This window comes from Fibrobacterota bacterium (assembly GCA_019509785.1).
Lineage (GTDB): Bacteria > Fibrobacterota > Fibrobacteria > UBA11236 > UBA11236 > Chersky-265.
The window spans coordinates 1-7,050 of the sequence record JAEKLQ010000012.1 but is presented as its reverse complement, the minus strand read 5'-3'; the positions used below and the strand labels follow the sequence as shown (position 1 = coordinate 7,050).

The window sequence follows — 7,050 nt, the reverse complement described above, 5'->3', positions numbered from 1 at the left end:
AATTGGTCGGGCCGCGCCTGAACATGAGTTTCCCGCCCCTAACTTGGCAGACCTACGACGTGGATTTCAGCAAAGCCGTTTTCGATTCGGCCGGCAAGGTTATGCTCGACACGGCCCGGGTTACCGTGCGCTTGAACGGGGTTCTCATCCACGAGAACCAAGCGCTCAAGAGCAATACGCTGTTGGGCGATCCGGTCACCCCCGCGGACGGGCCCATCCGCTTCCAGGCCCACGGCGATCCCGTGAAGTTCCGGAACATCTGGATCGTGGAAAAGACGGGGACTGCCATCCGGCCCCCGCTCCCGAAGGGAAGAACCGGGAAAGGCGGAGCCTCCTTTCTCCCGCTTCCCGGCCGGGCCCGCATCGCCTTGAACGGAAGGATGGCGCCGCCGAAGCCGGCGAGCGGTATGTATTTCCCCATGAATTCGAATTCCGGCGCTTCCGCGCTGATCCGGTAAGAGCAATCACCTCCCTATCGGCGGGCAAGAACGCTACGGGCCAGCCTCGGCCTTTTTGATCCTCATGATGCGGATGCCTGCGCCCATTCCTAGCCCGCCAGAGGCGGTTCCCGCGCCGCGGTCGGCGATCCGCTTGCCGTCCAGCCCGAAGAATTCCACGTCCCTCCCCGCGAGCCCGGCGGACTCGAGGGATTCCCCGGGACCAATTAAGATGGTACGTTCCCGGTCACCATCCCCCGTCGGGCGGCGCGGCCCGCGTACGGCCGCCGAACCCGTCACCTTCAAGGCCCACAGCCCCGCGTTCCAACATGCCGCATAAAGGATCCCGTTCTCCTTATCGAAACGCATGGTGTAGGGCCCATTGTCGAACTTCTGCTTGCCTCCTTCATACGGGGTCCACGTGAGGCCGTCGGACTCCGGCGAGACCAGGAAGGGCGCGTCGTATTTGGCATCGTTGGCGGCGAAGGAGCGCAAGGTATATAGGTTCACGCCGTCCCCCATGACGGCGTAATAGGAGGCATAGGTCACGTTGTCGCCCGTGATCGAGGTCCAGGTAAGGCCGTTGTCGGTGCTGCGCGCCGGATAGACGAAGGCGCCCGCGTAGAGGGTTCCGTTCTGGGCGTAGAAGATGCTCTGGCCTCCGTGGGAGATGGAGAAGTCGGGCCATACGCCTACGGGCGTCACGCGCGTGAAGTTGTCGCCGCCGTCGGTGGTGCGCCAAAGCCCCTGCCCGTCGGTGCCGATCAGCCAAGTCTTGGCGTCCCCCTGTTTCGTCGCCGGGTCGAACAGGAAGTTCACGCCCATGGTGGCCGAGGTGAATCCCGACGCCGGCGCATGCGCCGTCCAATGCCCGCCGCCGTCCTTGGTCTCCAGGATGCCCGCGTTGGCCAACCCTTTCCAGGGTGAATGCGATCCCACCAGCACGTGGTTGAAGTCGGTGGGATCGATGGACATGGTCGTCACGTCGCGGGTGCCGATCGCCTTGGCTAAGGAGTCGTAACCGGGGGAAAGGATCCAGGTCGCGCCGCCGTCGCGGGTGACCCAGAACCCCTGGGTGGTGCCGCGCACGCCCTGGGTAACGTACAGGTGACGGGAGTCGGCGGGATCGACGGCGATGGAAACGGGGCTGTCCAGGTAGTCCGTCGTATCCCCGTAGTTCGGGCTCGCGGGCGGGGTTCCCAGGCGCGCCCAATTCGATCCGCCGTCTACGCTTTTCCACAGTCCTTGCATATCCGCGGTCAGGTAAACGGTGGAGGGATGCGAGGGATCGAGTTGCACAAAGGCCGTGCCATAATGGGAGACCAGGTCGAGGCCGGGCGGGGAGATGTTGGCCCATACGCCCGGAGTAAGCGCCGGATTGGCTCGGGACGGGGCGGTGGACAGGGCGAGGACGACTGAAACCACCGCGGTAAGGCGATCCGCGAAATCCGGCGGGATACTAGAACGAAGACGGCTGCGTTTGGACATGCTTCCCCCCGGCACAATTCTAGCCGAATGGGCCGGGACTTGCCACCGGGAAGTCGGCGCCGGGCGGGATTATGGGATTCATTTTTTACGGCCTTGGCCGAATATTGCCGATACCGCGGCGGCGCACTTCTCCGCCATCGCTTCCGCGGTAAAGGGAAGATCATCCTCAACCCAGGAAATCAGGAAAGCCATCAGCGCCGCCGCCGCGGCTGCGGCATGGTATTTGAGCCAAAGCTTTTCCTGCTTGGTCTTACCGAACCGATGGCGGTAGCGCTCGCGGAGGACTTCCGATAAGTGGTTCTTCAGATGGCCCGTGAAAATGTCCCCGCTCATCTTCCCCAACATCGCCTTGGCCAGGTTCAAGTTTTGCCCCGCATGGCTGAAAAGCGGCAGAAAGCCGATGGCCGGGTCCGCTGCCTTCCCGTCCGCATCCATTTCCTCGATGAGGACTACGCCCAGGTTCCGATGGCCTTCCATGAGCAATTGGTCCTTGTTCTCATAGTGGGAATAGAATGTCGAACGCCCCACGTTGGCCTTATCGATGACGTCCTGGATCGTGACATGCTCGTAGCCCTTTTCAAGAATCAAGGCGATCAGGGATTCCGATAGGACCTGCTTCGTCTTCTGGATACGGCGATCGACGGGTTTCATATCCCTCATGAACTTTCGGGCCGATTCATCCGGAAACGCCGGCTTCCGTACGCTTCCTTAGATGGCCGGAGCGGATTACCTTCATATAAAATGAACATGATGTTCAATATAAGACATAGAGTGCAAAATGAAAGCAAGCTTTCGCGGTCTCTTGCTCGCGCTCCCCTGGGCCGTCTTGGCCGATGAGGCGCCGGGGCAGGGAACCTTGACTATCCGGGCCCGTGACTTCGACATAGACGCTGGACAGGCAGTAGTCTTCCTGTACCGGAAGGAAGACAAGCTGCCGAAAGCCCCATTCCGCAAGGCCTTCGGGGCCATTCGCGACCGGGAATCCACCCTGGAATTCACCGATCTTCCCTACGGCGATTATGCGGCCATCCTCCTGCACGATGAGAATTCGAACGGAGAGATCGATCATTCCTTTGGCATACCCAGCGAGCCCTTGGGCTACACGCGAGGCTGGAAGCTCGGCCTTTTCTCGGGCATGCCGACATTCGAGAAACTGAAGTTCCGGTTCTCCGAATCGGAAAACTCGCAAACCATCCCGATGGTCTTCGGGAAAAAATAAGCGCCGGGCAACCGTGCAGGGAGCGTCATGAAAAACCAGATCAGGCATGCGGTGACTTATGGGCTTTATCCTTTCTTGCTGGCGATGGTGGTCCTTTCCGTCTATCTGTCCGTCCGGTTCCAATGGGATTCCAAAAGGACCTATTGGATGATGACCCTTTTCTTTCTGGCGGTCCTGATCACCTGCGAAAGGCTCTTCCCTCTCTCGGAGGCATGGTCCATGACCGGGAAAAGCTTTTTCCGCGACTTCCGGTATATCCTATTGAACGCCCCCACCATCGGCGCGACTAAGGCGCTGTTCGGGATGATGGCGATCCGGTACAGCGAAACCCATGTTGGGCTTTTCACCCATGCCCCCGTGATCGCGAGCGTCGTGGCGTTCCTATTGGTTTTCGAATTCTTCCAGTATTGGTTCCATAGATTGAGCCATGCCGGGAAGGGTCCCATCGGCGGGTTCTTGTGGAGGGCCCACGTCGCCCATCATCTGCCGGACAAGGTCTACGTGATGATGCATGCCGTCTTCAATCCCATCAACGCCCTGATCTCCACCGTCATCATCCAAATCCCCTTGATCCTATTGGGCCTCCCGCCGGCGGCGGTGCTGGCGGCCACTTTATTGATCGACCTGCAAAGCCTGGTCTCCCATTTCAATGCGGACGTCCGCGCGGGATTCCTCAATTACGTTTTCATCGGGGCGGAAACGCATCGCTACCATCATAGCGCCGATCTGAAGGAAGCCAAGAACTTCGGGAATACCTTGGCGACATGGGACCTGGTTTTTGGAACGCATTATTATCGGCCCGGGCGAAACCCCATAAGACTGGGCGTAGCCGACGCGGGAGAATACCCGGCTTCGGAAAGGATCCTGGCCGTGCTCGGCTTGCCTTTCACGGGGAAAGGCGCAACCAAAGGATGGGTTTACGCGAAAGGCTCTTAGAGAGGCGCTCTTGGAAAAGCGCTTTTAGAGAGAAGCCTGCGATTTGCGGAACAGGGGCTCGATTTGAAATAATCCATGCAGGCCCAATCCCAACCCCCATCCGATCATGGGCCATTGCGACCAGGTAATCCCGCCCGAAGCCTTCCAATCCATGAACCCCAAAAACGAACAGGTCAAAGAATAGATCATGGCGTGGATGAAGAATCCATTGCGACGGGATCGACCGGGGAAATGCCGGGTCAGCATCTTGATGCCGATCCCAAGCATGCCTAAGGAGATGCCCAGTAACGACCACCTGGACCAGGTGATGGAATGATTCAGCCGCCAATCCTGGAATAGAAGAAAGCCGGCCACCATAGGCAAAACGATCAATGCGGGACGAATCCGCCGGGAATCGATCTTTTGAACCGTCGGGGCGGACATATCGATCGTCGCGCCCACCGCAGCTTCGGCTATGGGTTCCAATTCAGGGAGGCTGCAACCGAAGGCGGAGGCCAAAGCCATGCGGGTTTCATTGGAAGCCTTGCCCTCGGCCTCCACCCTCTGGATGGTCCTTAGGCTCAAGCCCGTGATTTCGGCAAGGTGTTCTTGCGACCAGGCCCTTTGTTCGCGCCATTTGCGGATGGTTTCCGGACTGATCTTCATTTCGAAATTCCGATTTTCATCGCGGGTTGGTTTGCTCATGACCCAAAATTACCGCGAAACTCGGGACGGGGGAACGACAATACCCCGCCAAAGGCCGCGACACTCTGCCGCCACTGAGTCGCATAGGTAGCTATTATTCGCTAATTTCGTTTAATGCCGATGGTAGATCGTCTCCGCGTGGTCGCCCGGATCCGCCTTCTTCTCGCGCTTTTCGCGATTGGCCTTGCGCTGAGCGGTCTCACGGCATTTCCGCTCATTCATGAAGTCGCCTTTCTCGACGCGCAGCTCGGCCCGGGTACTTCCCTGGGTCGCGCGCTTCCCAACTTGGCGAACTGGATCGCCAAAGTCGATTTTGGCCTTAGAGACACGAACCGTCTCTACCCGTTCATTCAGTACGGAACGGATTGGCTGGCCTTCGCCCATCTGGTCATCGCCACTGCCTTCTGGGGGCCCTTCAAGGAGCCGGTTCGGAACAAATGGGTGGTGGATTTCGGGATCATCGCATGCCTGGCGGTATTCCCTTTGGCCTTCATCTGCGGGCCCATCCGCGGCATCCCATTCTATTGGAGGTTGATCGATTGCTCATTCGGGGTCATCGGCGTGTTACCCTTGCTGCTGGCGAAGCGGGCCATCGGGAAGTTGGAATCGGCGACGGAACCTTAGGGGCGTCAGAAGTAGAAGGCGATCTTCGCCATCCCATACCATTCAGCCGGGACTTCATTCCTAGGCGGCGCGCCTTCGCCGTAACCGGCGAAAATTCCCCGGCGATAATGATCGCTGGGAGACATTCCGCCAGTCAGTGAACTCCAAGCAAGATATCGAAGCGGGCATTTTCCGGATCCCGGGCATCTTCCCCGTGCACTTCCAGGTCTGCCTTATAAGTCCTCCCTTTCCTGAGACCCTCGTCCCGCCAGATTTTCGTCCAGGCCTCTATGGCGATGTTCTGGAGGCGGCCTCGGGCGGTGGACACAAGCCTATAATCGGACGCTGGAATGTCCTTTAGGACCATCCCAGCGGGAAGCTGCCCTGCGCCCGAAGAGTCCGCTCCGATGACCAAGGTATAAGGACCTTTCTCGTCGCTTTCGAAGTCGGTATAAGCGGCGATGATCTGGCCGGGGTGCGTCTTCCCCGGGATGCGTGATAGCACATCCTCTTCGAAGAAACGCTTCCAGAGACCGGCTATGCGACCGCTCCCGTCCATTTCTTCCTTGTTGGTGGTGCGGACGGAAATCCCCACCAGCTTGATGGCGCCCCGGGATACCCGGGGATAATCGACTTTCTCCTGGTCCTTCATACGGTCGTCCTTTCCTGGGCCGCCCTTCGGAACGAGGGGGCGGCTTCGAAGGAAAAATAAGCGGAAGGCTCCGGAAGCTCTTGACCGTTTGTGCTATTCGTCAAGCAAGGGGGATGTAAATCTCCGACTCGGGGTTTTCGGCACGTGCGAAGCGGTCGTCGAAGAGATCGAAATCGTCGGCAAGGCCGCGTTCATACCCTGTTTCCGGCATCCAGACTCCGTAGATGTACTTCCAAGCCCGGAGAATATCCTCATTGGTATTCCCCGGCACGGTGAAGGCCATATACTTGGCCGGCGCGATACGGCGCGCCTCCATCCCTTCCGGGACCTTGCCGAATCTCTCCACCCTTGCGCCGATGAGGACGTCGAAGTTTTCCTCGATGTCCCAATTGAAATAGACCCCCATGGCGGCCCCATCGGCTTTGTCCGGAATTTCCGCCATGACATTGCGGGAAAAGAAATCGCCCCAGAAGGCGGGGATATCCGTCTCATTGCGCATCTGCCGCATTGTGGTGCGATATTTCCGGCCGATGAGAAGGGTCTCGCCCCGAACCACCATCTGGGTACGCAAGGCATCCTTGCCGACGCCTTCCCGCTGGCGATCGCGAAGCACCGAAATCCGCTGCAGCCCCCGATGTTCCTTGCCCCGGCGGTATTCGGAAGGATTGACGGAGAACTCCTTGCGAAAGGCCCGTAGGAAACTTTCCGGCGTCTCGTACTGGAATTTGAATGCAATGTCGATGATCCTTTCCCGAGTCAACATCAAATCATTTCCGGCTTCGGATAGCCGGCGTCGCTTGATGTAGGAATAGACTGAATGGCCGGTGACGAGGCGGAAGATGCGCTGGAAATGCCAGCGCGACTGGAATGCATGTTTTGCCACGTCTTCCACCGAGATGGGATCGGCAAGGTGATCCTCAATGAACTCTATCGCTTGCTCCATAATCGGGTAGTATTCCACGTTTCCCCAGGCGCCGAAATGATCGGGATAATCTACGTATCATACGTCCAGGGCGTTCGAGGAGTGAACA

The 7,050-nt window shown here is 58.8% G+C and carries 9 protein-coding genes; 4 read left to right on the top strand and 5 right to left on the bottom strand.

What is annotated here, in order from left to right; genetic code table 11:
- On the top strand, nucleotides 1–458 hold a 458-nt coding region (locus JF616_00410; protein MBW8886189.1), incomplete at its 5' end, for a DUF1080 domain-containing protein.
- A 33-nt stretch (nucleotides 459–491) separates the two neighbouring features.
- Here the strand turns inward: JF616_00410 and JF616_00405 are convergent.
- Complete coding sequence (locus tag JF616_00405) at nucleotides 492–1,925, bottom strand: hypothetical protein (protein MBW8886188.1); 1,434 nt, start codon at nucleotides 1,923–1,925, stop codon at nucleotides 492–494.
- Nucleotides 1,926–2,003: 78 nt separating this feature from the next.
- Complete coding sequence (locus JF616_00400) at nucleotides 2,004–2,576, bottom strand: TetR/AcrR family transcriptional regulator (protein MBW8886187.1); 573 nt, start codon at nucleotides 2,574–2,576, stop codon at nucleotides 2,004–2,006.
- 127 nt (nucleotides 2,577–2,703) lie between these two features.
- Between JF616_00400 and JF616_00395 the strand changes: the two genes are divergently transcribed.
- Nucleotides 2,704–3,144, top strand: coding sequence for a DUF2141 domain-containing protein (locus JF616_00395; GenBank protein MBW8886186.1), 441 nt, complete (start codon nucleotides 2,704–2,706; stop codon nucleotides 3,142–3,144).
- Between the two features lie 27 nt (nucleotides 3,145–3,171).
- The gene (locus tag JF616_00390; GenBank protein MBW8886185.1) at nucleotides 3,172–4,080 is read left to right on the top strand and encodes a sterol desaturase family protein; all 909 of its coding nucleotides are present in this window, start codon (nucleotides 3,172–3,174) and stop codon (nucleotides 4,078–4,080) included.
- A 24-nt stretch (nucleotides 4,081–4,104) separates the two neighbouring features.
- Here the strand turns inward: JF616_00390 and JF616_00385 are convergent, their stop codons facing one another.
- Nucleotides 4,105–4,725, bottom strand: coding sequence for a helix-turn-helix transcriptional regulator (locus JF616_00385; protein ID MBW8886184.1), 621 nt, complete (start codon nucleotides 4,723–4,725; stop codon nucleotides 4,105–4,107).
- Nucleotides 4,726–4,884: 159 nt separating this feature from the next.
- On the opposite strand from JF616_00385, the gene JF616_00380 reads away from it, so the two are divergent.
- Nucleotides 4,885–5,388: a hypothetical protein gene (locus JF616_00380; GenBank protein ID MBW8886183.1), complete on the top strand. Its 504-nt coding sequence runs from the start codon at nucleotides 4,885–4,887 to the stop codon at nucleotides 5,386–5,388.
- 133 nt (nucleotides 5,389–5,521) lie between these two features.
- Here JF616_00380 and JF616_00375 read toward each other — a convergent pair whose 3' ends face one another.
- Nucleotides 5,522–6,019 carry an effector binding domain-containing protein gene (locus tag JF616_00375; protein ID MBW8886182.1) on the bottom strand — a complete coding sequence of 166 codons (498 nt, stop codon included), beginning with the start codon at nucleotides 6,017–6,019 and terminating at the stop codon, nucleotides 5,522–5,524.
- Nucleotides 6,020–6,119: 100 nt separating this feature from the next.
- Nucleotides 6,120–6,980 (bottom strand): AraC family transcriptional regulator, encoded by an 861-nt coding sequence (locus JF616_00370; GenBank protein MBW8886181.1) that lies wholly within the window; start codon nucleotides 6,978–6,980, stop codon nucleotides 6,120–6,122.
- Nucleotides 6,981–7,050: the final 70 nt, after the last annotated feature.